The organism is Pseudomonas sp. 9.3L, from assembly GCF_058536285.1.
In genome coordinates this window covers 3,116,018-3,139,168 of the sequence record NZ_JBZUBK010000001.1, presented here as the reverse complement: position 1 = coordinate 3,139,168, position 23,151 = coordinate 3,116,018, and the positions used below count along the sequence as shown (strand labels likewise).

Annotated in this window: 19 protein-coding genes and 1 pseudogene; 14 read left to right on the top strand and 6 right to left on the bottom strand. The window is 60.4% G+C overall.

Going from position 1 to position 23,151, the window contains the following annotated elements:
- The first annotated feature begins 17 nt into the window (after window positions 1–17).
- Window positions 18–1,505 (top strand): polyphosphate:AMP phosphotransferase, encoded by a 1,488-nt coding sequence (gene pap / locus AC4LE2_RS14395; protein WP_491826407.1) that lies wholly within the window; start codon window positions 18–20, stop codon window positions 1,503–1,505.
- 41 nt (window positions 1,506–1,546) lie between these two features.
- Here the strand turns inward: pap and AC4LE2_RS14390 are convergent, their stop codons facing one another.
- A complete protein-coding gene (locus tag AC4LE2_RS14390; RefSeq protein WP_491826406.1) occupies window positions 1,547–1,741 on the bottom strand; it encodes a DUF6316 family protein in 195 nt (64 codons plus the stop codon).
- Window positions 1,742–1,810: 69 nt separating this feature from the next.
- Window positions 1,811–3,205: a class II fumarate hydratase gene (locus AC4LE2_RS14385; RefSeq protein WP_491826405.1), complete on the bottom strand. Its 1,395-nt coding sequence runs from the start codon at window positions 3,203–3,205 to the stop codon at window positions 1,811–1,813.
- A gap of 196 nt (window positions 3,206–3,401) precedes the next feature.
- Between AC4LE2_RS14385 and AC4LE2_RS14380 the strand changes: the two genes are divergently transcribed.
- The 6 genes from AC4LE2_RS14380 (at window position 3,402) to AC4LE2_RS14355 (ending at window position 9,432) form a co-directional block, all read left to right on the top strand.
- Window positions 3,402–3,920, top strand: a complete 519-nt coding sequence (locus AC4LE2_RS14380; protein WP_491826404.1) for a DUF2059 domain-containing protein — start codon at window positions 3,402–3,404, stop codon at window positions 3,918–3,920.
- A gap of 5 nt (window positions 3,921–3,925) precedes the next feature.
- The gene (locus AC4LE2_RS14375; protein WP_491826403.1) at window positions 3,926–4,219 is read left to right on the top strand and encodes a BolA family protein; all 294 of its coding nucleotides are present in this window, start codon (window positions 3,926–3,928) and stop codon (window positions 4,217–4,219) included.
- A 120-nt stretch (window positions 4,220–4,339) separates the two neighbouring features.
- Window positions 4,340–5,281 carry an oxygen-dependent tRNA uridine(34) hydroxylase TrhO gene (trhO, locus tag AC4LE2_RS14370; protein WP_491826402.1) on the top strand — a complete coding sequence of 314 codons (942 nt, stop codon included), beginning with the start codon at window positions 4,340–4,342 and terminating at the stop codon, window positions 5,279–5,281.
- 3 nt (window positions 5,282–5,284) lie between these two features.
- A complete protein-coding gene (locus AC4LE2_RS14365; protein WP_491826401.1) occupies window positions 5,285–5,917 on the top strand; it encodes a DsbA family protein in 633 nt (210 codons plus the stop codon).
- A 150-nt stretch (window positions 5,918–6,067) separates the two neighbouring features.
- Window positions 6,068–8,512: an EAL domain-containing protein gene (locus AC4LE2_RS14360; protein WP_491826400.1), complete on the top strand. Its 2,445-nt coding sequence runs from the start codon at window positions 6,068–6,070 to the stop codon at window positions 8,510–8,512.
- 128 nt (window positions 8,513–8,640) lie between these two features.
- Window positions 8,641–9,432, top strand: a complete 792-nt coding sequence (locus AC4LE2_RS14355; RefSeq protein WP_491826399.1) for an iron-containing redox enzyme family protein — start codon at window positions 8,641–8,643, stop codon at window positions 9,430–9,432.
- Window positions 9,433–9,528: 96 nt separating this feature from the next.
- Here AC4LE2_RS14355 and AC4LE2_RS14350 read toward each other — a convergent pair whose 3' ends face one another.
- From AC4LE2_RS14350 to AC4LE2_RS14335, 4 genes are read right to left on the bottom strand one after another with little or no spacing between them, the layout of a single operon-like run.
- Window positions 9,529–10,269, bottom strand: coding sequence for a YciK family oxidoreductase (locus tag AC4LE2_RS14350; RefSeq protein ID WP_491826398.1), 741 nt, complete (start codon window positions 10,267–10,269; stop codon window positions 9,529–9,531).
- Window positions 10,270–10,297: 28 nt separating this feature from the next.
- Window positions 10,298–10,969 (bottom strand): N-acetylmuramic acid 6-phosphate phosphatase MupP, encoded by a 672-nt coding sequence (gene mupP / locus AC4LE2_RS14345; RefSeq protein WP_491826397.1) that lies wholly within the window; start codon window positions 10,967–10,969, stop codon window positions 10,298–10,300.
- A 2-nt stretch (window positions 10,970–10,971) separates the two neighbouring features.
- Window positions 10,972–11,670 carry a bifunctional 2-polyprenyl-6-hydroxyphenol methylase/3-demethylubiquinol 3-O-methyltransferase UbiG gene (ubiG, locus tag AC4LE2_RS14340; protein WP_491826396.1) on the bottom strand — a complete coding sequence of 233 codons (699 nt, stop codon included), beginning with the start codon at window positions 11,668–11,670 and terminating at the stop codon, window positions 10,972–10,974.
- Window positions 11,671–11,705: 35 nt separating this feature from the next.
- On the bottom strand, window positions 11,706–13,034 hold the full coding sequence (locus AC4LE2_RS14335) for a TRZ/ATZ family hydrolase (RefSeq protein ID WP_491826395.1): 1,329 nt from the start codon (window positions 13,032–13,034) through the stop codon (window positions 11,706–11,708).
- A gap of 103 nt (window positions 13,035–13,137) precedes the next feature.
- Between AC4LE2_RS14335 and mtnA the strand changes: the two genes are divergently transcribed.
- The 7 genes and pseudogenes from mtnA (at window position 13,138) to rpsA (ending at window position 23,145) form a co-directional block, all read left to right on the top strand.
- Complete coding sequence (mtnA, locus tag AC4LE2_RS14330) at window positions 13,138–14,214, top strand: S-methyl-5-thioribose-1-phosphate isomerase (RefSeq protein WP_491826394.1); 1,077 nt, start codon at window positions 13,138–13,140, stop codon at window positions 14,212–14,214.
- Window positions 14,215–14,638: 424 nt separating this feature from the next.
- Window positions 14,639–17,314, top strand: a complete 2,676-nt coding sequence (gene gyrA, locus AC4LE2_RS14325; protein ID WP_491826393.1) for a DNA gyrase subunit A — start codon at window positions 14,639–14,641, stop codon at window positions 17,312–17,314.
- Between the two features lie 114 nt (window positions 17,315–17,428).
- Entirely contained in the window at window positions 17,429–18,511 is a 1,083-nt protein-coding gene (serC, locus tag AC4LE2_RS14320; protein ID WP_491826392.1) for a 3-phosphoserine/phosphohydroxythreonine transaminase, read from the top strand.
- Window positions 18,511–19,614, top strand: coding sequence for a prephenate dehydratase (pheA, locus tag AC4LE2_RS14315; protein ID WP_491826391.1), 1,104 nt, complete (start codon window positions 18,511–18,513; stop codon window positions 19,612–19,614). Before serC ends, pheA begins: the two co-directional genes overlap by 1 nt.
- Window positions 19,615–19,638: 24 nt before the next feature.
- Window positions 19,639–20,544, top strand: a pseudogene (locus AC4LE2_RS14310) (prephenate dehydrogenase/arogenate dehydrogenase family protein); the annotation flags it as partial.
- An 84-nt stretch (window positions 20,545–20,628) separates the two neighbouring features.
- Complete coding sequence (gene cmk, locus AC4LE2_RS14305) at window positions 20,629–21,324, top strand: (d)CMP kinase (RefSeq protein ID WP_491826390.1); 696 nt, start codon at window positions 20,629–20,631, stop codon at window positions 21,322–21,324.
- A gap of 138 nt (window positions 21,325–21,462) precedes the next feature.
- Window positions 21,463–23,145, top strand: coding sequence for a 30S ribosomal protein S1 (rpsA, locus tag AC4LE2_RS14300; protein ID WP_491826389.1), 1,683 nt, complete (start codon window positions 21,463–21,465; stop codon window positions 23,143–23,145).
- Window positions 23,146–23,151 lie beyond the last annotated feature (6 nt).

Below are 23,151 nucleotides of genomic sequence, written 5' to 3'. Positions count from 1 at the left end.
CCAACAGGAGCTCGCCCATGTTTGAATCCGCCGAAATCGGCCACGCTATTGATGATGAGGCCTATGAGGCCGCTGTACCGGCCCTGCGCGAGGCCTTGCTCGATGCTCAATACGAGCTCAAGGAGCAGGGCAATTTTCCGGTGATCATCCTGATCAACGGCGTGGAGGGCGCTGGCAAAGGCGAGACCGTCAAGCTGCTCAGTGAGTGGATGGACCCACGCCTGATCGAAGTACGCACCTTCGATGAGCAAACCGATGAAGAGTTGGCCCGGCCGCCAGTGTGGCGTTACTGGCGCATGCTCCCGGCAAAGGGGCGGATGGGGGTGTTTTTCGGCAACTGGTACAGCCAAATGATCCAGGGGCGGGTGCATGGGCGCTTCAAGGACGCCGTGCTGGACCAGGCAATCAACCAGGCCGAGCGCCTGGAGCAAATGCTGTGTGACGAGGGCGCGCTGATTTTCAAGTTCTGGTTCCATCTGTCCAAGAAACAGATGAAGCACAGGCTCAAATCCCTTAAAGACGACCCGCTGCACAGCTGGCGTATTAGCCCATTGGACTGGCAGCAATCCAAAACCTACGACCACTTCGTGCGTTATGGCGAGCGCGTGCTGCGCCGAACCAGTCGCGAATACGCGCCATGGCATGTGATTGAAGGCGTGGACAGCAATTACCGTAGCCTGGCCGTGGGTAACATTTTGCTCGAAGGGCTGCAAGCGCGCCTTAATGCACCCAAGCGCCCGGTTCAGCAAGCCGTGCCGCCGTTGGGCAAGAGCCTGGATGAGCGTTCGGTGCTTGAAGGCCTGGACCTGAGCCAAAGCCTGGAGAAGGACGACTACCAGCGGCAGTTGATCGAAGAGCAAGCCCGGCTGGCCTTGCTGCTGCGCCATAAGCAAATGCGCAAGCATGCGCTGGTGGCGGTGTTCGAGGGCAATGACGCGGCGGGCAAAGGCGGGGCAATCCGCCGAGTTGCGGCAGCACTCGACCCCCGTCAGTACCACATCATCCCAGTGGCCGCACCTACCGAAGAAGAGCGCGCCCAGCCTTATCTATGGCGATTTTGGCGGCACATTCCAGCACGTCGGCAGTTCACTATTTTTGACCGTTCATGGTACGGCCGCGTTCTGGTCGAGCGGGTAGAAGGCTTTTGTGAACCGGCTGACTGGCTCAGGGCTTACAGCGAAATCAACGACTTCGAAGAGCAGCTCACCAACGCTGGGGTAGTGGTAGTGAAATTCTGGCTGGCCATCGATGAGGCTACTCAGCTGGAGCGTTTTAAAGAGCGTGAGGAAACGCCCTTCAAACGTTACAAAATCACCGAAGACGACTGGCGCAATCGGGACAAGTGGCCCCAATACCGCCAGGCCGTTACCGATATGGTAGACCGCACCAGCACCGAGATCGCGCCTTGGACCTTGGTCGAGGCGAACGATAAGCGCTGGGCGAGGGTGAAGGTACTGCGCACTATCAATGAGGCACTGGAGAACGCATTCAAGCAGGGCAAATGAGTTGCCCGAGGCCTTGAAACGCTATTGTCAAGGCAGCGCGGTTAGCGGTGCATCTGCTCCCGCGCAGCGCGCTCGATGTACACCTGGCTTTCTTTGACCGCATCTTCGCGGGTGCGAAACGGGCCTTCCAGGGTGTTCTCACGGGTGCTGAAAAAGAAATTGCCATTGATCAACGTAAAGCGATCACTGCGAAACCGTGTAGCGGGTGCGGTTTCTTCCGCGCGTTTGCCTAGCATGTGGCCTCCGAACCAACTGTCTGCCGAAGTGAGAAACTGCCCGCCGCAAAGACGGGCAGGAATACCTGTTTAACCGTTACTGCCTGCTGAAAGCATGTTTTCAGGGCGCACCCACTGATCGAATTGCTCGTCGGTAAGGTACCCCAGGTCTAACGCGGCTTGGCGTAGTGTAAGGCCTTCGCCATACGCTTTTTTAGCAATTTGCGCGGCTTTGTCATAACCGATGTGTGGATTGAGCGCGGTGACCAGCATAAGGCCCCGTTCCAGGTGCTCGGCCATCTTGTCGGCGTCCGCTTCCAGGCCTGCAATGCAGTGAGTCTGAAAGTTACGGCAGCCGTCGGCCAGCAAGCGGATCGACTGCAGCAAGTTATGAATCAACACTGGCTTGAACACGTTCAATTGCAAGTGGCCCTGGCTGGCCGCCAGGCCAATGGTCACGTCATTGCCCAGCACCTGGCACGCCAGCATCGATAGCGCTTCGCACTGGGTAGGGTTTACCTTGCCGGGCATGATCGAGCTGCCTGGCTCATTGGCAGGCAAGCGCACTTCCGCCAGGCCACCACGGGGGCCAGAGCTGAGCAGGCGCAGGTCGTTGGCCAATTTCATCAAGGCCACGGCGAGGGTCTTGAGGGCGCCGGCCAGCGTTACCAGCGGTTCATGCCCTGACAGGGCAGCGAATTTATTGGGTGCAGTCACGAATGGCAGGCCAGACAACGCCGCCAACTCAGCCGCCACAGCCTCAGCGAACCCCTGCGGCGCGTTAAGGCCGGTGCCTACTGCGGTGCCGCCTTGGGCCAATTCATACACACCTGGCAGCGCGCTGCGAATCGCCTGCTGGGCGTAATCGAGCTGGGCCACGAATGCGGACATTTCCTGGCCGAAGGTAATCGGGGTCGCGTCCATCATGTGGGTGCGGCCGGTTTTGACCAGGTTCATATGCCGCGCCGATAGATCGGCCAGGCCTGCTGACAACTCACCTATGGCGGGGAGCAGGTCAGCCTGAACCGCTTGGGCGGTGGCCACGTGCATGGCCGTGGGGAAGCAGTCGTTGGAACTCTGCGAGCGGTTCACATGGTCATTGGGGTGAACAGGCGCTTTGCCGCCACGGCCATTGCCGGCCAGCTCGTTGGCGCGGCCTGCAATCACTTCATTGACGTTCATGTTGCTCTGGGTGCCGCTACCGGTCTGCCACACCACCAGGGGGAACTGTGCGTCATGCTCGCCGGCCAGTATTTCGTCGGCGGCCTGTTCGATCAGCCGCGCCACGTCTGGCGGCAGGTCGCCGCTGCGATTGTTGACCCGTGATGCCGCTTTCTTGATCAGGGCCAGGGCATGCACCACCGCCAATGGCATGCGCTGATCGCCAATGGCGAAGTTGATCAGCGAGCGTTGGGTCTGCGCGCCCCAGTAGGCGTCTTCAGGGACGTCGATCTGGCCAATACTGTCGGTTTCGATACGGGTCATTGCTCTCTCGCTTGTGCAGGTCAACAGCCTGTTTAGGCGCCCTCAAGGCGGTCGGGTTCCGTGATTCGGGTGCCCATCCGGCGGCTGGCACCTGCGCGGCTCGTCAGTCAGGGTTGAGTGGCCGGTTCGGTTAGGCGCAGAATGCTGCGCTCGAAGGCTTGGTGCCTTGTTAAAACCGCCACAGTAAGGAAAACCGATGAATCGAGTTCGTGCCCTCTGCACCGCGGCCTTGTTGGCCTGCGCCGCGCCAGTCATGGCTGACACGGCTAGCCATAACGCCAGTGCCGAGGCCTTCCTGAAGATGGCGAACGCCGACAAGCTCGGCACGCCGGTGTACATGCAGGTTCAGCAGATGTTCGCTCAGCGCTTCGCCCAGTCCAATGCCCCTGATTCCAAGAAGGCCGTGCTGGAAACCTACCAGGCCAAGGCCAACGCCGCCCTGGACAACGCTATCGGTTGGAACAAGCTCAAGCCTGAAATGGTGAAGCTGTACACCGAAAACTTCAGCGAGCAGGAGCTCAAGGACCTGGTGAAGTTCTACCAGTCGCCACTGGGGCAGAAAATCGTACAGAAAATGCCGCAAGTGACCGAGCAGTCCGCCGAGCTGACCCAGAAGCACCTGCAAGAGGCCGCCCCGGTGGTCAATAAGCTGCTGGCAGACATGACCGCCGAAGTCGCCCCGGCCAAGCCTTCCGAGCCTGCCAAGAAGAAGTGATCGCCATGAGCCTGCAAACCCGCATCGAGCAAGCCCTTACGCTGCTACAACCCAGCCACTTGAGCGTAGTGGACGAGAGCCACCTGCACAGCCGGGGTCAGCAGACCCACTATAAGGCTGTGGTGGTCAGCGAGCGTTTCGCCGGGCTCAACAGCGTGAAGCGTCATCAATTGGTGTATGGCACGTTGAGCGAATTGATGGGTGAGTTCCATGCCCTGGCGCTGCACACCTACACACCGGAAGAATGGGCAACCACAGGCGCGGCGCCGGCCTCGCCCACCTGCGCCGGTGGCCATTGATCCGGTTCAACACGGCGCTTGATCCCTTTGCTAGAATGCGCGCCGCCGGCGGCTAGCCCCGGCGCGTTTCACTGACCCCGGTCCGCCCTTTGCGAGGGTGACCACCTGGAGAAAGCAAAGATGAGTCAACAACCGATCGTAGTCGCGGCGCTGTACAAATTCGTCACCCTGGAGGATTACGTCGCGCTGCGCGAGCCGCTGCTCGATACCCTCCTGCGCAATAACGTAAAGGGCACCCTGCTATTGGCCAATGAAGGCATCAACGGCACGGTGTCAGGTACACGCGAGGGCATTGACGCGCTGCTGGCGTGGCTGCGCAGCGACCCTCGCCTGATAGATGTAGATCACAAAGAGTCCTACTGCGACGAGCAGCCCTTCTATCGCACCAAGGTCAAACTCAAGAAAGAGATCGTGACCTTGGGTGTACAAGGCGTAGACCCGAACAAGCAGGTAGGCACCTACGTCGAGCCTCAAGACTGGAACGCGCTGCTCAACGACCCAGAAGTGCTGCTGATCGATACCCGCAACGATTACGAAGTGGCGATTGGCACCTTCGAAGGCGCGGTAGACCCCAAGACGGCAACGTTCCGTGAGTTTCCCGAGTACATCAAGGCGAACTTCGACCCGGCTCGCCACAAGAAGGTCGCGATGTTCTGCACCGGCGGCATACGGTGCGAGAAGGCCTCCAGCTACATGCTGGGGGAGGGCTTCGAGGAGGTGTACCACCTAAAGGGTGGCATTCTCAAATACCTGGAGACCGTCGCGCCTGAAGACAGCAAATGGCAAGGTGACTGCTTCGTGTTCGACAACCGGGTAACCGTGCGCCACGACCTCACAGAAGGTGATTATGACCAGTGCCACGCCTGCCGTATGCCTATCAGCGTGGAGGAGCGTGAGTCACCCCACTATTCTCCAGGCATCAGTTGCCCCCACTGCTGGGACAACCTGAGCGAGAAAACTCGGCGCAGCGCCATCGACCGGCAACGGCAGATCGAGCTGGCCAAGGCCCGTAATCAACCTCATCCGATTGGTTACAACTACCGCAAGACCAGCGAGGCCTGACTGATGACCCACCGCCTGGTATACGTGATGGACCCAATGTGTTCTTGGTGCTGGGGGTTCGCGCCAGTCGCCAAGGCGCTGATCGAACAGGCGGCAGTGGCGGGCATCAGCGCCCATGTGGTAGTCGGCGGATTACGCACGGGGCAAGCGGCACTGGATGCCTCTACCCGCGCGCGTATTCTTGAGCACTGGCACAGCGTGCACGAGGCCACGGGTCAACCCTTTGCGTTCACCAACGCGTTGCCGCCCGGTTTTGTGTACGACACCGAGCCCGCCTGCCGCGCGGTGGTTGCAGCACGGGAGGTGGCTCCTGAGTTGGCACTGTCTATGGCCCACGCCATTGCCAGTGCGTTTTACGAGCATGGCCAGGACGTCACGCGCACCGCCACCCTCGTTGACATCGCTCAGGGCCTGGGGTTGGCCCGTGTCCAATTTGCCCAAGCGTTCGATGCCCGCGGCACCCTGGTGGCTACCCAGGCAGACTTCTCCTGGTCACATTCTCTTGGTATTTCAGGGTTCCCTACGATGCTGGCACAGCGGGAGAGGCAATTTGCCCTATTGACTAACGGTTATCAGCCGATAGAGGAGCTTGCACCACTGCTGGCACGTTGGCTTGACCGTGTCACCGCGCTATAGTCGCCCGGTGCCATACCGTCCAGCGCGTCGGCGAGACACAGGCTTATGGGCGTCACGCAGGGTGACGCTTACGCACAGCTGGCTGCGTTGCGCCGAACCATGCCTTGACCTTCGCTGTCAGGTGCAGGCTTGTGCTGCGCAAGGGATCACATGAAGCAAAAACGCACACTGGAAACCCCTCGCCTGATCAGCATCGCCTGGCCTTTTATAGCGGTGGTATTGCTATTGGCGTTGCTTGGGTGCATTAGCCTGTACGCGCTCTCGGCCGTGCGTGGCTATGTGGCCGGGGAAAGCCTGTGGTCCAAGGGCCAGAAAGACGCCATTTTTTACTTGAGCCTGTATGCGGACAACCGGCAAGAGCAGGCCTTTCTCAAATATAAAGAGGCACTGGCCGTTCCCGAGGGCAGCCGCGCCATGCGCCTGGCGCTGGAACAGCCTGAGCCTGACCTGGGCCAGGCACGCTTGGGCTTGAAGCAGGGCGGCAACCACCCGGATGACTTCGACGGGGTGATCTGGTTATTCCTCAACTTCCGTCACATCTCGTATTTTTCCCGGGCCATCGAATTGTGGACCATTGGCGACGGCTACCTGCACCAGCTGGATCAGATCGCTCAGCGCATGCACTCGGCGATCATTGCCGGTACCGCGACCGATGCCGACATGACGCAATGGAAGAGCGAAATCCTTAGCCTCAACGATGCCGTGACCCCCTCCGAAAAAGCGTTCAGTGATGCCCTTGGAGAGGGCACACGGGTGCTTCAGCGGCTGTTAATCGCCACCAACCTCATCACGGCATTTTTGCTGATCGGCCTGGCCTTGTGGATTACCCGCAAGCTGCTGGGGCAGCGCCAGGGTATGGCCGAGGCGTTGCAATTGGAGAAAGAACGCGCGCAGGTGACCCTGGCCTCGATTGGCGACGGCGTGATCGCCACGGACGTCACTGGTGCCATCGCTTACATGAACCGGGCAGCCGAGCAGCTAACGCACTGGAAGGTGGAGCAAGCCTTGGGGCTTCCGTTGGCCTCGTTGTTCAATTTGCTCGATGAGCACGCCGAGAAGGATAACTTTACGCTCATCGAGCGGATTCTGGCCGGCCAGCTCAAGGGCGGCAGCGAGCATGCCAAGCTGATTCAGCGCCTGGATGGCAGCACCGTGTCGGTCACCCTGGTAGGCGCCCCAATTGAAACCGACGGCCGGATCAGCGGTGCCGTGCTGGTGCTCCACGACATGACCCAAGAGCGCCAATACATCGCCAACCTCTCGTGGCAGGCGAGCCATGACGCGTTGACGGGGCTGGCCAACCGGCGTGAATTCGAGCATCGCCTGGAGCAGGCACTGCTGCGTATGGCGGCAGGGCGTGGCCGTTACTCGCTGATGTTCCTGGACCTTGACCAGTTCAAGCTGGTGAACGATACCTGTGGCCATGCTGCGGGTGACGAACTTTTGCGACACATCTGCGCCGTGCTCCAAGCTGGCCTGCGGGAAAGCGATACGTTGGCGCGCCTGGGGGGCGATGAATTCGGTGTGCTGCTGGAAGACTGTCCGGCCGACCAGGCCGAACGCATTGCCGAACACCTGCGTGAAAGCGTGCACAGCCTGCATTTCGTGTGGAAGGGCCGCCCCTTCATGACGTCGGTCAGCATTGGCTTGGTGCACCTCAACCTGTTGCCGGCCACCCTTGAGCTGTCGCTACGCGCTGCTGACATGGCCTGCTACATGGCCAAGGAAAAAGGCCGCAATCGGGTGCAGGTGTACCATGCCGATGACACCGAAGTGTCTACCCGCTTTGGAGAAATGGCCTGGATCCAGCGTTTGCGGGTAGCACTGGAAGAAGACCGTTTCACCCTCTACGCTCAAGAAATCGCGCTGCTGACCAACAACAGGCGAGATACCGGCCAGGCCCGCCATGTGGAAATTCTGCTACGCCTGCACGACGAAAACGGCCGTATGATTTTGCCGGACACCTTTATCCCGGCCGCCGAACGCTATGGCTTGATGACCGCTATGGACCGTTGGGTGGTAAAAAGTGTGTTCGCGGTGATTCGCCAAGCGATGGATGAGGGCAATGGCGAGTCGCTAGCCATTTGTGCCATCAACTTGTCAGGGATCAGTATCGGCGACGACGATTTCCTCGATTATCTTCGCGAGCAGTTCCGGCGGTTTGCCATCCCAGGACACCTGATCTGCTTCGAAATCACAGAGACCAGCGCCATTTCCAATTTGGGCAGTGCCATTCGTTTTATCAATGAATTGAAGGCGCTTGGCTGTTTGTTCTCTCTGGACGATTTCTGCGCAGGCATGTCGTCCTTCGCCTACCTCAAACACCTGCCGGTGGATTTCTTGAAAATCGACGGCAGTTTCGTCAAGGATATGCTGGATGATCCTATCAACCGCGCCATGGTGGAAGTGATCAACCATATCGGTCATGTGATGGGCAAACGCACGATTGCCGAGTTTGTAGAAACGCCGTTGATCGAGCAGGCTCTGATGGAAATCGGCGTGGACTACGCCCAAGGGTATCTGATTGAACGGCCACGCCTGTTTACCTGCGACAGCTTGAGGCGTGCCGTCGATGTGGTGGGTGTTCAGACGTAGCAGCAGGGCTTGCCTGCGGTTGGGTCAAGCCTGAAGGGTGCCTGTGCTGGCAAGCCAGCTTGCTGCGGCGCGTCAGGGCCGTAGGCAGGTGGGACGGTAGTTTTTCACCAACAGAAGGGAAGTTGTCGATGAATGAAGTAATTGAATCAGCCTTTACCCGTACCGGCCCGCTCATGGAGGCCAGCAGTTATCCGGCATGGGCTCAGCAATTGTTGCGTGACTGCAGCATCGCCAAGCGCCGGGTCGTGCAGCACGAGCTGTACCAGCGGCTGCGCGACAACCAGCTCAGCGCGATCACCATGCGCCAATACCTGATTGGCGGGTGGCCGGTGGTGGAGCAGTTCTCGCTGTACATGGCGCAGAACCTGATCAAGACCCGCTTCGGTCGTCACCCCGGTGAGGACATGGCGCGTCGCTGGTTGATGCGGAACATCCGCGTGGAGCTTAACCACGCCGATTACTGGGTGAACTGGTGCGTAGCCCATGGTGTGACCCTGGAAGACCTGCAAGCGCAAAAAGTACCGCCTGAGCTTCAAGCCTTGAGCCACTGGTGCTGGCAGAGCTGCGCTACCGATTCGCTGGCCGTGGCGATGGCAGCGACCAACTACGCCATTGAAGGTGCGACCGGTGAATGGTCTGCCGTGGTGTGTTCCAGCGATGTGTATGCCAATGCCTTCCCTGAGGACACCCGCAAGCGGGCGATGAAGTGGCTGAAGATGCACGCACAGTACGATGATGCGCACCCATGGGAAGCGCTGGAAATCATCTGTACGCTGGTGGGTAATCACCCATCGCAAGCGGTACAGACCGAGCTGCGCAAAGCCATTTGCAAGAGCTATGACTACATGTTCCTGTTCCTGGAGCGGTGCATGGAGCTGGAAAGCAAAGCCGTGCAGCGCGAGCACGAAGCGGTCGCCTGACTGTGACGGGCCGGCCGCACCTTGCCGGCCGCACCTTTTCACTCTGAGGGGGTAAGCGAAGCCTGCGACAGCGGCTGGGCTTGCCCCTGCATGGGGTTACTGCGCGTCGAAGGCCTGACCGTTTACGTTGGCGCTGTCAGGGCCCATCAAGTAAAGGTACACCGGCATGATCTGCTCAGGGGTTGGGTTGCGCTCGGGGTCCTCGTCCGGGTAAGCCTCTGCGCGCATGGCTGTGCGGGTACCGCCTGGGTTCACACTGTTGGCCCGGACCAGGCAGCCTTCCTTTAGCTCATCTGCCAACGTTTGCATCAGCCCCTCAGTGGCGAATTTCGACACCGCATAGGCGCCCCACTGGGCTCGCCCTTTACGCCCTACGCTGCTTGAGGTAAAGACCACCGAGGCGTCCATCGAGCGGTGGAGCAGTGGCAACAGGGCGCGGGTGAGCATGAAGGTGGCGTTCACGTTGACGTGCATCACTTTGGCGAAGGATTCGTCGGGAATCTCATCCAGGGTTGTTCTTGGGCCCAGCATCGAGGCGTTATGGAGCACGCCGTCAAGCCGGCCGAACCGGTCGTCGATGCTCACTTCGAGCTTTTCGTAGTCGCTTGTGCTTGCTGTTTCCAGGTCCAGGGTGAACACCACCGGCTCGGCGTGGCCTGCCTGCTTGATGCTTTCAGCGACCGCTCGTAAGGCTGGGGCGGTTCTGCCAAGCAGTATTACGGTTGCGCCGTGAGCGGCATAGGCGCGAGCCGCCGCTGCTCCTATGCCGCGCGCGGCGCCCGTCACCAGAATGACGCGGTTGGCAAGCAGGCGAGGGGGTGCCTGGTAGTTGAACATGACGTAGGTCTCCGTTAGTACGCCAGGGCTAGCAACCACATAGAGCGCGGTCCAGTACCTCGCGCAATTCCCAGGGGTCGTTGACCACGACATCCGCGCCCCAGTGGTTGGGATTGTCGTCGGGGTGGATATAACCGTAGCGCACGGCGGCCGTTTTGGCACCTGCGTCTCGCCCGGATTCGATGTCGCGAAGGTCGTCCCCTACGAACAATACCCGCGAAGGGTCCAGCCCAAGGGTCTTGCACGCCAGTGTCAGGGGTTCCGGGTCTGGTTTGCTACGGGTCACGTGATCTGGGCAGATCAACACTTTGGAGCGCTCCGAAAGGTTAAGCTGGCGCATGATCGGTTCGGCGAAACGCACCGGCTTGTTCGTCACGACCCCCCAGGTCAGCCCGGCTTTTTCAATGTCTTGTAGGAGCGCTTCCATGCCGTCGTACAGGCGGGTATGCACAGCGCACGCGAGTTGATAGCGCTCCAGAAATTCCAGGCGAAGCGCCTCGAAACCTGGCGCCTCCACGGCTAGCCCAAACGTGGCCGTGACCATGGCGCGGGCGCCGCCCGATACAACATCGCGTACCTGCTGGTCGTTCACGGGCGGCAGGTCACGCTCGGCGCGCATCGCCTGGCACACTGCAATGAAATCCGGCGCAGTGTCCAGCAGGGTGCCGTCCATATCGAAGAGCACTGCGTCCAGGCGCATGATCAAGCCTCCCGTACCGTTTGAACCATGTAGTTGACGTCCACGTCGTTGCCCAGCTTGTAATGCTTGGTTAGCGGGTTGTACGTGAGGCCTACCATGTCCCGTACGCGTAGGTCCGCTGCGCGGCTCCAGTTACCCAGCTCCGAGGGGCGGATGAATTTCTTGAAGTCGTGGGTGCCTCGCGGCAACAGCTTCATAATGTATTCCGCGCCGACGATGGCAAACAGGTACGCCTTGGGATTGCGGTTGATGGTGGAGAAAAATACCTGGCCGCCGGGTTTGACCATGCGTGCGCAGGCAAGGATCACGGACGCTGGGTCAGGTACGTGTTCGAGCATTTCCAGGCAGGTGACCACGTCGAACTTACCCGGTGCCTCCACTGCCAGGGCTTCTGCGGTAATTTGCCGGTAAGTGACATTCACGCCCGATTCCAACTGGTGCAGCCGAGCTACGGCCAGGGGTGCTTCACCCATGTCGATACCGGTCACGGTCGCGCCGCGCAAGGCCATGGCTTCGCTCAGGATGCCGCCGCCGCACCCTACGTCCAGCACTGTTTTGCCAGCCAGCGGGGCGTGTTCGTCGATCCAGTTCACCCGCAGAGGGTTGATTTCATGCAGCGGTTTAAACTCGCTTTCTCGGTCCCACCAGCGGTGAGCCAGGGCTTCGAATTTAGCGATTTCTGCGTGGTCGACGTTGCTCATGGGCGGTCCTTGATACAAAAAGAGAAAAGCATTAATTAGGCATCGCTGGCGCCAATACGCTCACCCCAGGCACGTGCCTTGGCGATGAGCGCGGTTTCGTCCATGCCAGTAAGGCGGCTTTGGTCCAGCAAAGGCTGACCGGCCACCCATACGTGCGTCACGCAATTGCGGCCAGCCGCGTAGATCAATTGAGACACCGGATTGTAGATGGGCTGCAAAGCCAGGCCGGAGAGGTCGAAGGCCGTTATGTCTGCCGCCTTGCCCACTTCCAGCGAACCAATGTGCCCGTCCAGGCCCAGCGCGCGGGCGCCATTGAGGGTGGCCATGCGCAGGGCGCGATGCGCATCCACTGCAGTGGCAGAGCCTGCAACGGCCTTTGCCAACAAGGCTGCCGTACGGGTTTCGCCGAGTAAGTCCAGGTCGTTGTTGCTGGCAGCGCCGTCGGTGCCTACGGCCACGTTGACGCCGGCTTGCCACAGCCGCTCTACAGGGCAAAAGCCGCTGGCGAGCTTGAGGTTGGACTCGGGGCAGTGCATCACACTGCAGTTGTTTTCTATCAACAGCGCCAGGTCATCGTCGTTTACCTGGGTCATGTGCACCGCCTGGAAACGAGGGCCCAGCAGCCCCAGCCGGGCCAGCCGCGCCAACGGGCGCTCGCCGGTCTGTTGCACGGCTTGTTCGACCTCAAAGGCAGTTTCGTGCACGTGCATGTGGATAGGCGCGTCCAGTTGGTTGGCCAGCACGCGCACTTTTTCCAGGTTAGCGTCGCCCACCGTGTACGGTGCGTGCGGGCCGAAGGCCAGGGTGATGCGGGGGTGGTCGCGCAGCTCATCGAACAGGGCGATGCCCTGGCGCAGGGCCTCGTCTATGTTCGCGGCGCCGGGCACCGGGAAGTCCAGCACAGGAATAGCGATTTGTGCGCGCGCACCGCTGTGATGAACCCGCTCGGCGGCTACCTTGGGGTAAAAATACATATCCGCGAAGCAGGTGATGCCCCCTTTGATTTGTTCAGCGATAGCGAGGTCCATGCCGTCGCGGATAAAGGCGTCGTCTACCCAGCGGCCCTCGGCCGGCCAGATGTGGTCTTGCAGCCAGCTCATCAGCGGCAGGTCGTCCGCCAGCCCGCGGAACAGGCTCATGGCCGCATGCCCATGGGCGTTGACCATGCCGGGTGCCAACAGGCAACCCGGCAACTCGCGGACCTCCAGCGCAGCCCGCGCGATACCATCGGCCTTCGGACCTATGAAGGCGATCAGGCCATCGCGCATACCCAGTGCATAGTCTGTGAACACCACGCCCGCTGGCTCTACCGGCACCAACCAGGTTGGCAGCAATAAAAGGTCAAGGGTAGGGGCTTGAGGCATGGGCGGTGTCCGATCGGAGGAACATGACGACGAAGTATACCCGAGCGTCTTTCCCGGGGGGGCGGTATAATCGGCCGCTTTGGCAGCTTGAGTGGGGTGATTCATGCGCGATCGTCTGTTGGCGGCAGAGAAGGTAAAGGCCATCGACTGGCAAGACGGCGCCTTGCTCCTGCTGGATCAGCGCCTGTTGCCGGCTACTGAAACCTGGCTCCGGCATGGCACGGCCGCCGAGGTAGCCGACGCCATTCGGGCGATGGTAGTGCGTGGTGCGCCTGCGATCGGTATCGCCGCCGCCTATGGCGTGGTGCTGTCTGCGGCCGGGCGGGTGGCTGCGGGGGGCGACTGGAAGGCCGGCATCGCTGCCGATATCGCTTTGCTCGCGGGCACGCGCCCGACGGCGGTCAACCTGTTCTGGGCGCTGGACCGCATGCGCGACCGGCTGAGCCGCCTGCGCCCTGAAGAGTCTCCAGTGGCGGCCTTGGAGGCCGAAGCGGTGGCCATTCACCAAAGCGACCGCGAGGCCAACCTTACCATGGCCCAGTTGGGCGTAGACCTGATCCGCAAGCACCAGGGCAACATGCAAACCTTGCTCACCCACTGCAACACCGGTGCGCTGGCGACTGGTGGCTTCGGTACGGCGCTGGGGGTCATTCGGGGCGCCTGGCTCGAAGGCATGGTCGAGCGGGTGTATGCCGACGAAACCCGCCCCTGGCTGCAAGGCTCGCGCCTGACCGCCTGGGAGCTGGCCAACGAAGGCATCCCGGTATCGCTCAACGCAGACGCCGCTGCCGCTCACATCATGAAAACCAAAGGCGTCACCTGGGTAATCGTGGGGGCAGACCGCATTACCGCCAACGGTGACGTAGCCAACAAGATTGGCACCTATCAACTGGCCGTGAATGCCATGCACCATGGCGTGCGGTTCATGGTGGTAGCCCCCAGCTCAACCATCGACATGACCCTCGACAGCGGCGATGACATCCCTATCGAGGAGCGCGCCAGCAGTGAGCTGCTGGAGGTGGCGGGCACCCGTATCGGCGCCGAGGTAGAGGCCTTTAACCCGGTGTTCGATGTCACCCCAGCCGACCTCATCGATGCAATCGTCACGGAAAAAGGCGTGATCGAGCGCCCCGACGCCGCCAAGCTGGCCCAGCTGATGTGCCGCAAACGCTTGCACTGAGGGTGTGCGCTTTTAACCTCTTGCAGCAAGCTGCGGCGGCGATTCCTGTGAGAGATGCGATTCCGATCCTTACAGGGGATGCGCCGGCGACCTCTGTGCAGCCAAAAACAGTTGGCGAACGCCGTTGCACGGTTTTGCGCCTTACGCTTCGTCTGCTGCCGTTAGCTTAAAGCAGGCAGTGGCGCATCCATTTGCCTTGCCGGCGCCCTACAGGGCGCTGTGAGCGATTTCTGGATTACTGCTTCCTCTACCAAGGCCATATGAAGATAGGCCTCACACGCGCGCTGTGGTAAGATCCAGCGGTTTAGAGGCGGGCGTTTCCACCAAGCGCAAATGCCTGCTTTGTGAGACGCGGGTCGTCAGGTGTGTCGCTGGCCAATGCTGGCTCGGCTGAGTTTCATTACATTAAGGAATCAGGCTTCTCATGGGCGAACTGGCCAAAGAAATCCTACCGGTCAATATCGAAGACGAGCTCCGGCAGTCGTACCTCGACTATGCCATGAGCGTTATCGTGGGGCGTGCGTTGCCCGATGCCCGCGATGGCTTGAAGCCCGTGCATCGCCGGGTGCTGTTCGCCATGAGCGAGCTGGGCAACGACTGGAACAAGCCCTACAAGAAATCCGCCCGTGTGGTCGGTGACGTGATCGGTAAGTACCATCCTCACGGCGACACGGCTGTCTACGACACCATCGTGCGCATGGCCCAGCCGTTCTCTCTGCGCTACCTGCTGGTCGATGGTCAGGGTAACTTCGGCTCCGTCGACGGCGATAACGCAGCTGCCATGCGATACACCGAAGTGCGCATGACCAAGCTGGCCCACGAGCTGCTGGCCGACCTGCACAAAGAAACCGTGGATTGGGTGCCCAACTACGACGGCACCGAGCAGATCCCGGCCGTTATGCCTACCCGTGTGCCCAACCTGCTGGTCAACGGCTCCAGTGGTATCGCCGTGGGCATGGCCACCAACATTCCACCCCATAACCTGGGTGAGGTGCTGGACGGCTGCCTGGCCGTGATCGACAACCCGGACGTGACCATCGATGAGCTGATGCAGCACATCCCCGGCCCGGATTTCCCCACCGCTGCCATCATCAATGGCCGCCAAGGCATCATTGAGGCCTACCGTACTGGCCGTGGGCGCATCTACATGCGTGCCCGCTCTACGGTAGAGGACATCGATAAAGTCGGTGGCCGCCAGCAGATCGTGGTCACCGAGCTGCCTTATCAGCTCAACAAGGCGCGGCTGATCGAAAAGATCGCCGAGCTGGTAAAAGAGAAGAAGCTCGAAGGCATCACCGAGCTGCGTGACGAGTCCGACAAGGACGGCATGCGTATCGTGATTGAGCTGCGTCGGGGCGAAGTGCCCGAGGTGATCCTCAACAACCTGTATGCACAAACCCAGCTGCAAGCGGTGTTCGGCATCAATATCGTTGCGCTGATCGATGGCCGGCCGCGCCTGCTCAACCTCAAAGACCTGCTTGAAGCCTTCGTACGTCATCGTCGAGAAGTAGTGACCCGGCGCACGGTGTTCGAGCTGCGCAAGGCCCGCGAGCGCGGGCACATCCTCGAAGGCCAGGCTGTCGCGCTGTCCAATATCGACCCAGTCATTGCCCTGATCAAGGCCTCGCCAACGCCCTCCGAGGCCAAAGAAGCGCTGGTGTCCACCGGTTGGGAATCTTCGGCAGTGACCACCATGGTCGAGCGTGCAGGTGCCGACGCGTGCCGCCCTGAAAACCTTGACCCGCAATATGGCATGCGTGATGGCAAGTATTTCCTGTCACCTGAACAGGCACAGGCAATTCTCGACCTGCGCCTGCACCGGTTGACGGGCCTGGAGCACGAGAAGCTGCTGGCCGAGTACCAGGAAATCCTCAACCAGATCGGCGAGCTGATCCGCATCCTCAATAGCGCCGAGCGCCTGATGGAAGTGATCCGTGAGGAGCTCGAGCTGATCCGTTCCGAATACGGTGACGTGCGCCGCACCGAGATTCTAGATGCTCGCCTGGACCTCACCCTCGGAGACATGATCCCGGAAGAGCACCGCGTAGTGACCATTTCCCATGGTGGTTATGCCAAGACCCAACCACTGGCGGCCTATCAAGCTCAGCGCCGCGGCGGCAAGGGTAAATCCGCCACTGGCGTGAAAGACGAAGACTACATTTCGCACCTGCTGGTCGCCAACAGTCACACCACCCTGATGCTGTTCTCCAGCAAGGGGAAAGTGTACTGGCTCAAAACCTATGAAATTCCCGAGGCGTCCCGTGCGGCCCGTGGCCGGCCATTGGTCAACCTGCTGCCGCTCGGAGAGGGTGAGTACATCACGACCATGCTGCCGGTGGAGGAATACACCGAAGGCCATTTCATCTTCATGGCCACCGCCAACGGTACCGTCAAGAAGGTGCCGCTGCCGCAGTTCAGCCGCCAGCGTAGCGTAGGCTTGATTGCCTTGGAGCTGGATGAAGGTGACGTGCTGATCTCCGCCTCGATCACCGACGGCGAGCGTGAAGTGATGCTCTTCTCCGACGCCGGCAAGGTCACGCGTTTCAATGAGGCAGATGTACGCCCCATGGGCCGTACTGCCCGCGGCGTGCGCGGCATGCGCCTGGCGCAAGGGCAGCGGCTTATTTCCATGATCATTCCGGAGGAGGGCAGTGAAATCCTTACCGCCTCCGAGCGTGGCTACGGCAAGCGTACTGCGATTGCCGAGTTCCCCCAGTACAACCGGGGCGGGCAGGGCGTAATTGCGATGGTCAGTAATGACCGTAATGGCCGTTTGGTGGGGGCCGTGCAGGTGTTGGAAGGCGAGGAGATCATGCTGATCTCGGACCAAGGCACCCTGGTACGTACCCGAGTAGGCGAGGTGTCCAGCCTGGGCCGTAATACCCAAGGCGTGACCCTTATCAAACTGGCCACCGACGAGAAGCTAGTGGGCCTTGAGCGCGTGCAGGAACCGTCCGAAGAAGAAGTGGAAATCTTCGAGAGCGAAGACGCTCTGGCCGCCAGCATGGTCGAAGAGCTGGTAGAGGCGCCCGAGGAGCCGCTGGAAACCCCAGCCGATCACCTCGGCGACACGGGCGAAGAGCCGCTTGACGATGAGTGACAGGCAGTAGCGCGCGGCCCTCGCCGCCAAGGGGCCCGAAACGATAGCCGCCGCTTAGGCGCTTTCGCCCGGGCCTTGCACAGACAACCAGCCCTTTGTATAGCGAGAGTGGATGTGAGCAACCGAGCCTTCAATTTCTGCGCAGGCCCCGCCGCGCTTCCCGAAGCCGTTCTGCAGCGTGCCCAGGCGGAAATGCTCGACTGGCATGGTAAAGGCCTTTCCGTGATGGAGATGAGCCACCGCAGCGACGACTATACCGCCGTGGCCCAGAAGGCCGAGCAAGACGTGCGCGACCTGTTGTCCATCCCGGCTAACTACAAGGTCTTGTTCCTGCAAGGTGGGGCTAGCCAGCAGTTTGCGCAGATCCCGCTCAACCTGTTGCCCGAAGGCGGTGTGGCCGACTACATCGATACGGGTATCTGGTCGCGCAAAGCCATCGACGAAGCGCGGCGCTATGGCGCGGTCAACGTGGCGGCTTCCGCCAAAGCCTTGAACTACCTCGACCTGCCCACCCAGGGTGAGTGGCAGTTGAGCGATAATCCTGCTTATATCCATTACGCCAGCAACGAAACCATCGGTGGCCTGCAGTTCCAGTGGGTGCCGCGCACCGATGCGCCCCTGGTAGTGGACATGTCCTCGGATATCCTGTCCCGGCCAATCAACGTGGCCGACTACGGCATGATCTACGCCGGCGCACAGAAGAACATCGGCCCCAGCGGGCTGGTGCTGGTCATCATTCGGGAAGACCTGCTCGGCCGCGCCCGGGCTATCTGCCCCACCATGCTCGATTACAAGGTAGCCGCTGATAACGGCTCCATGTTCAATACCCCCGCAACCTATTCCTGGTACCTCTCTGGCCTGGTGTTCGAATGGCTTAAAGAGCAGGGCGGGGTCACGGCCATGGAGCAACGTAACCACGCCAAGAAAGACCGCCTCTACGGCTTTATCGACAGCAGTGATTTTTACAGCAATCCTATCGCGCCGTCGGCGCGGTCCTGGATGAACGTGCCGTTCCGCCTGGCTGATGAAGCACTGGACAGCGTTTTCCTGGCCGGTGCCGACGCCCGTGGGTTGCTTAACCTCAAGGGCCACCGTTCGGTAGGCGGCATGCGCGCGTCCATCTACAACGCCATGGGGCTCCACGCCATTGAGGCGCTGGTGGCCTACATGGCCGAGTTCGAGAAGGAACACGGCTAATGAGCGATGTAAGCGACCAGTCACTCAAGGCCTTGCGCCTTCGCATTGACAGCCTCGATGAGAAGATCCTTGAACTGATCAGCGACCGCGCCCGCTGTGCCCAGGAAGTGGCACGGGTAAAAATGGGCACCTTGGCCGCTGGCGAGCAGCCCGTGTTCTATCGGCCTGAGCGCGAGGCCCAGGTGCTCAAGCGAGTGATGGAGCGTAACCAGGGGCCGCTGGGCGACGAGGAAATGGCCCGGCTGTTTCGCGAGATCATGTCCACCTGCCTGGCTTTGGAGCAGCCGCTCAAAGTGGCTTATCTGGGCCCTGAAGGTACCTTCACCCAGGCTGCGGCCATGAAGCATTTCGGCCACGCCGTGATCAGCCAGCCCATGGCGGCCATCGATGAGGTGTTCCGCGAAGTGGTTGCCGGGGCGGTGAATTTTGGCGTGGTGCCGGTAGAAAACTCTACCGAAGGCGCGGTAAACCATACCCTGGACAGCTTCCTGGAACACGACATGGTGATCTGTGGCGAGGTAGAGCTGCGCATTCACCACCACTTGCTGATCGGCGCCAATACCAAGACTGACAGCATCTCGCGCATCTACTCTCACGCCCAGTCGTTGGCTCAGTGCCGTAAATGGCTGGACGCGCACTACCCCAACGTCGAGCGCGTGGCGGTGGCCAGTAACGCCGATGCGGCCAAGCGCGTAAAGGGTGAGTGGAACTCCGCGGCAATCGCTGGCGACATGGCGGCCAGCCTGTATGAGCTGGACCGCCTTGCCGAAAAAATAGAAGACCGCCCGGACAACTCCACGCGGTTCCTGATTATCGGCAGTCAGGAAGTGCCGCCCACCGGTGACGACAAAACCTCGATCATCGTTTCCATGCAGAACAAGCCTGGCGCCCTGCACGAGCTGCTGATGCCGTTCCACGAAAACCACATCGACCTGACGCGTATCGAAACCCGGCCGTCGCGTAGCGGCAAATGGACCTACGTATTCTTCATCGATTTCGTTGGGCACCACCGCGACCCTTTGATAAAGGCCGTGCTGGAGCGCATCAGCGGTGAATCGGTAGCCCTCAAGGTGCTGGGGTCCTACCCCAAGGCTGTGCTCTAGGTCATGGAGTACCCACCTGTCTTGATGTCGAATGAAAACACCCCGCGCACTCGGCCGCTGATTGGTCGGCTGGTGGTCGTGGGTCTGGGCCTGATCGGTGGCTCCTTTGCAAAAGGCATGCGTGAAAGCGGGCTGTGCACTGAGGTCGTAGGCGTTGATGTGAACGCTTCCACGCGTTCACGGGCGGTGGCGCTGGGTGTGACTGACCGCTGCGAAGCGAACCTGGCCGAAGCCTGCGTAGGCGCAGACGTGATTCTGCTCGCAGTGCCGATGCTGGCCCTTGAGCGTGTGCTGGGGCTGCTGGCTACGCTGAACATGGGCACTGCGGTGATTACCGATGTGGGCAGTGCCAAAGGTACGGTGGTGAGCGCCGCGCGTGCGGCCTTGCCGGGGCGGTTGGGGCGCCTGGTGCCGGGCCACCCGATCGCCGGGTCTGAGCAGAGCGGAGTAGAGGCGTCCAACGCCCGGCTGTTTTATCGCCATAAGGTTATCCTCACGCCGCTGGCTGAAACCGAACCCTCGGCGCTGGCATTGGTAGACTCGCTATGGCGCGCAGTGGGTGCTGACGTGGAGCACATGAGTGTGGAGCGTCATGATGAGGTGCTTGCGGCCACCAGCCACCTGCCACACTTGCTGGCGTTCAACCTCGTGGATTCGCTCGCCAGGCGTGACGAAAGCCTGGACATCTTCCGCTACGCCGCTGGGGGCTTTCGAGACTTCACGCGTATTGCCGGTAGCGACCCGGTGATGTGGCACGACATTTTCGTGGCCAACCGGGACGCGGTGCTTAGGCAGCTGGACACCTTTCGTGCCGACCTGGACGATTTGCGCAATGCGGTAGATCAGGGCAACAGCGACGAACTGTTGAAAGTCTTTACCCGCGCCCGCATGGCACGGGAGCACTTTGGCCAGATACTGGCCAGTCGCGCGGCCGATGCACCGCCTGGCAGCTGACCGCCGGGTAGGTATCGATCGGGTATCATGTGGAATGCACGTGTCTGAAGAGGGTTAGTTGTGAATTTTCAAGTTCCAGTCATTACCATCGACGGGCCAAGTGGGTCGGGCAAGGGCACAGTTGCCGGCAAGCTCGCTGAACAGCTCGGATGGAACCTACTCGATTCCGGCGCCTTGTATCGGCTGCTTGCCTTCGCCGCCACTAATCACGGCGTGGCCTTGAGTAACGAGGCCTCACTGGTGCTGCTGGCCAAGCACCTGGACGTGCAATTCGTCGCGGCGACCGGTAACGGGGTGGACCGTATTGTGCTTGAAGGGGATGATGTGTCCAGGGCCATCCGTAACGAACAGGTCGGAGCCGGGGCCTCGCAAGTAGCCGCTATCCCCGCCGTTCGCGAGGCCCTGCTTGAACGCCAGAAGGCTTTTTGCGAGTTGCCTGGGCTGGTGGCCGATGGTCGTGACATGGGCACCGTCGTGTTCCCTCAAGCCGCGTTGAAGATCTTTCTTACCGCCAGCTCCGAAGAACGTGCAAGACGTCGTTACTTGCAGTTGAAGGCAAAGGGCGATGATGTTAGTCTGGCGAGTCTGTTGGATGAGATACGTCTACGCGATGAGCGTGACACCCAGCGCGCCGTGGCACCGCTCAAGCCTGCCTCGGACGCTATACAGCTTGATTCAACCGAGCTGTCCATCGAGCAGGTGCTCCAACGAATCATGAGCGAGGTCGACTTGCGTAGCTTGCGCGACCCTGCCTGACCCAGGAAGGCCTTCGGGGGTTCCAGTGTAAGCGGCGATTGCCGCTGCCCCCGCAGGTTTTCTTTTATTTGAACGCAGCCCACGTTAGCTGGATCGTGGTTGATGGGCCGGCATCCGGCTCAATTTACAGGAATTAAAATGAGCGAAAGCTTTGCAGAACTTTTTGAAGAAAGCCTGAAAACCCTCAATCTTCAGCCAGGTGCGATCATCACCGGTACTGTTGTCGACATCGATGGCGACTGGGTGACTGTTCACGCAGGTCTGAAATCCGAGGGCGTCATCCCGCTCGAGCAGTTCTTCAACGAAGCTGGCGAGCTGACCATCAAGGTCGGTGACGAAGTTCACGTCGCGCTGGACGCGGTGGAAGACGGCTTTGGCGAAACCAAGCTGTCCCGTGAAAAAGCCAAGCGCGCCGAGTGCTGGATCGTTCTGGAAGCTGCCTTCGCTGCCGAAGAAGTGGTCAAGGGCGTCATCAACGGCAAGGTCAAAGGTGGTTTCACCGTCGATGTCAACGGTATCCGTGCATTCTTGCCGGGTTCGCTGGTCGACGTGCGCCCTGTGCGCGACACCACTCACCTCGAAGGCAAAGAGCTCGAGTTCAAGGTCATCAAGCTGGACCAGAAGCGCAACAACGTTGTTGTTTCGCGTCGTAGCGTTCTAGAAGCCGAGAACAGCGCCGAGCGCGAAGCGCTGCTGGAATCGCTGCAGGAAGGCCAGCAGGTCAAAGGTATCGTCAAGAACCTCACCGACTACGGCGCATTCGTCGACCTGGGCGGCGTGGACGGCTTGCTGCACATTACCGACATGGCCTGGAAGCGTATCAAGCATCCTTCCGAGATCGTCAACGTTGGCGACGAGATCGACGTCAAGGTACTGAAGTACGATCGCGAGCGTAACCGTGTATCTCTGGGCCTCAAGCAGCTTGGCGAAGACCCATGGGTTGCTATCAAGGCACGTTACCCAGAAGGTACTCGCGTCAATGCACGCGTTACCAACCTCACCGACTACGGCTGCTTCGCAGAGCTGGAAGAAGGCGTGGAAGGCCTGGTACACGTTTCCGAAATGGACTGGACCAACAAAAACATTCACCCGTCGAAAGTCGTTCAGGTTGGCGACGAAGTGGAAGTCATGGTTCTGGACATCGACGAAGAGCGTCGTCGTATCTCCCTGGGCATCAAGCAGTGCAAGTCCAACCCATGGGAAGACTTCTCTGGCCAGTTCAACAAGGGCGACAAGATCTCCGGCACCATCAAGTCGATCACCGATTTCGGTATCTTCATCGGCTTGGACGGCGGCATCGATGGTCTGGTCCACCTGTCCGACATCTCCTGGAACGAAGCCGGTGAAGAAGCGGTACGCCGCTTCAAGAAGGGCGACGAGCTGGAAACCGTCATCCTGTCCGTTGATCCTGAGCGCGAGCGCATCTCGCTGGGCATCAAGCAGCTGGAAGACGATCCGTTCTCCAACTTCGTTGCAGTCAACGACAAGGGCGCTATCGTTCGCGGTATCGTGAAAGAAGTCGACGCCAAGGGCGCTATCATCACCTTGGCCGAAGACATCGAAGCTACGCTGAAAGCGTCTGAAATCAGCCGTGACCGCGTTGAAGACGCCCGCAACGTGCTGAAAGAAGGCGAAGAAGTCGAAGCTAAGATCATCAGCGTCGACCGCAAGTCCCGCGTTATTCAACTGTCGGTCAAATCGAAAGACGTTGAAGACGAGAAAGAAGCCATCCAGAGCCTGCGCGAGAAGCCAAGCTCCGAGGCAGCTGGGCCGACCACCCTCGGTGATCTGCTCCGCGCTCAAATGGAAAAGCAGAACTAAGTTCTG

Excerpts from the sequence above, each read along its gene's own strand:
- mupP (WP_491826397.1), bottom strand. The coding sequence starts at position 10,969 with ATGCGCCTGGACGCAGTGCTCTTCGATATGGACGGCACCCTGCTGGAC.
- AC4LE2_RS14385 (WP_491826405.1), bottom strand. The coding sequence starts at position 3,205 with ATGACCCGTATCGAAACCGACAGTATTGGCCAGATCGACGTCCCTGAA.
- AC4LE2_RS14365 (WP_491826401.1), top strand. The coding sequence starts at position 5,285 with ATGACCCACCGCCTGGTATACGTGATGGACCCAATGTGTTCTTGGTGC.
- AC4LE2_RS14335 (WP_491826395.1), bottom strand. The coding sequence starts at position 13,034 with ATGCCTCAAGCCCCTACCCTTGACCTTTTATTGCTGCCAACCTGGTTG.
- gyrA (WP_491826393.1), top strand. The coding sequence starts at position 14,639 with ATGGGCGAACTGGCCAAAGAAATCCTACCGGTCAATATCGAAGACGAG.
- trhO (WP_491826402.1), top strand. The coding sequence starts at position 4,340 with ATGAGTCAACAACCGATCGTAGTCGCGGCGCTGTACAAATTCGTCACC.
- ubiG (WP_491826396.1), bottom strand. The coding sequence starts at position 11,670 with ATGAGCAACGTCGACCACGCAGAAATCGCTAAATTCGAAGCCCTGGCT.
- mtnA (WP_491826394.1), top strand. The coding sequence starts at position 13,138 with ATGCGCGATCGTCTGTTGGCGGCAGAGAAGGTAAAGGCCATCGACTGG.
- AC4LE2_RS14360 (WP_491826400.1), top strand. The coding sequence starts at position 6,068 with ATGAAGCAAAAACGCACACTGGAAACCCCTCGCCTGATCAGCATCGCC.
- AC4LE2_RS14380 (WP_491826404.1), top strand. The coding sequence starts at position 3,402 with ATGAATCGAGTTCGTGCCCTCTGCACCGCGGCCTTGTTGGCCTGCGCC.
- pheA (WP_491826391.1), top strand. The coding sequence starts at position 18,511 with ATGAGCGATGTAAGCGACCAGTCACTCAAGGCCTTGCGCCTTCGCATT.
- AC4LE2_RS14375 (WP_491826403.1), top strand. The coding sequence starts at position 3,926 with ATGAGCCTGCAAACCCGCATCGAGCAAGCCCTTACGCTGCTACAACCC.
- AC4LE2_RS14355 (WP_491826399.1), top strand. The coding sequence starts at position 8,641 with ATGAATGAAGTAATTGAATCAGCCTTTACCCGTACCGGCCCGCTCATG.
- AC4LE2_RS14350 (WP_491826398.1), bottom strand. The coding sequence starts at position 10,269 with ATGTTCAACTACCAGGCACCCCCTCGCCTGCTTGCCAACCGCGTCATT.
- pap (WP_491826407.1), top strand. The coding sequence starts at position 18 with ATGTTTGAATCCGCCGAAATCGGCCACGCTATTGATGATGAGGCCTAT.
- AC4LE2_RS14390 (WP_491826406.1), bottom strand. The coding sequence starts at position 1,741 with ATGCTAGGCAAACGCGCGGAAGAAACCGCACCCGCTACACGGTTTCGC.
- rpsA (WP_491826389.1), top strand. The coding sequence starts at position 21,463 with ATGAGCGAAAGCTTTGCAGAACTTTTTGAAGAAAGCCTGAAAACCCTC.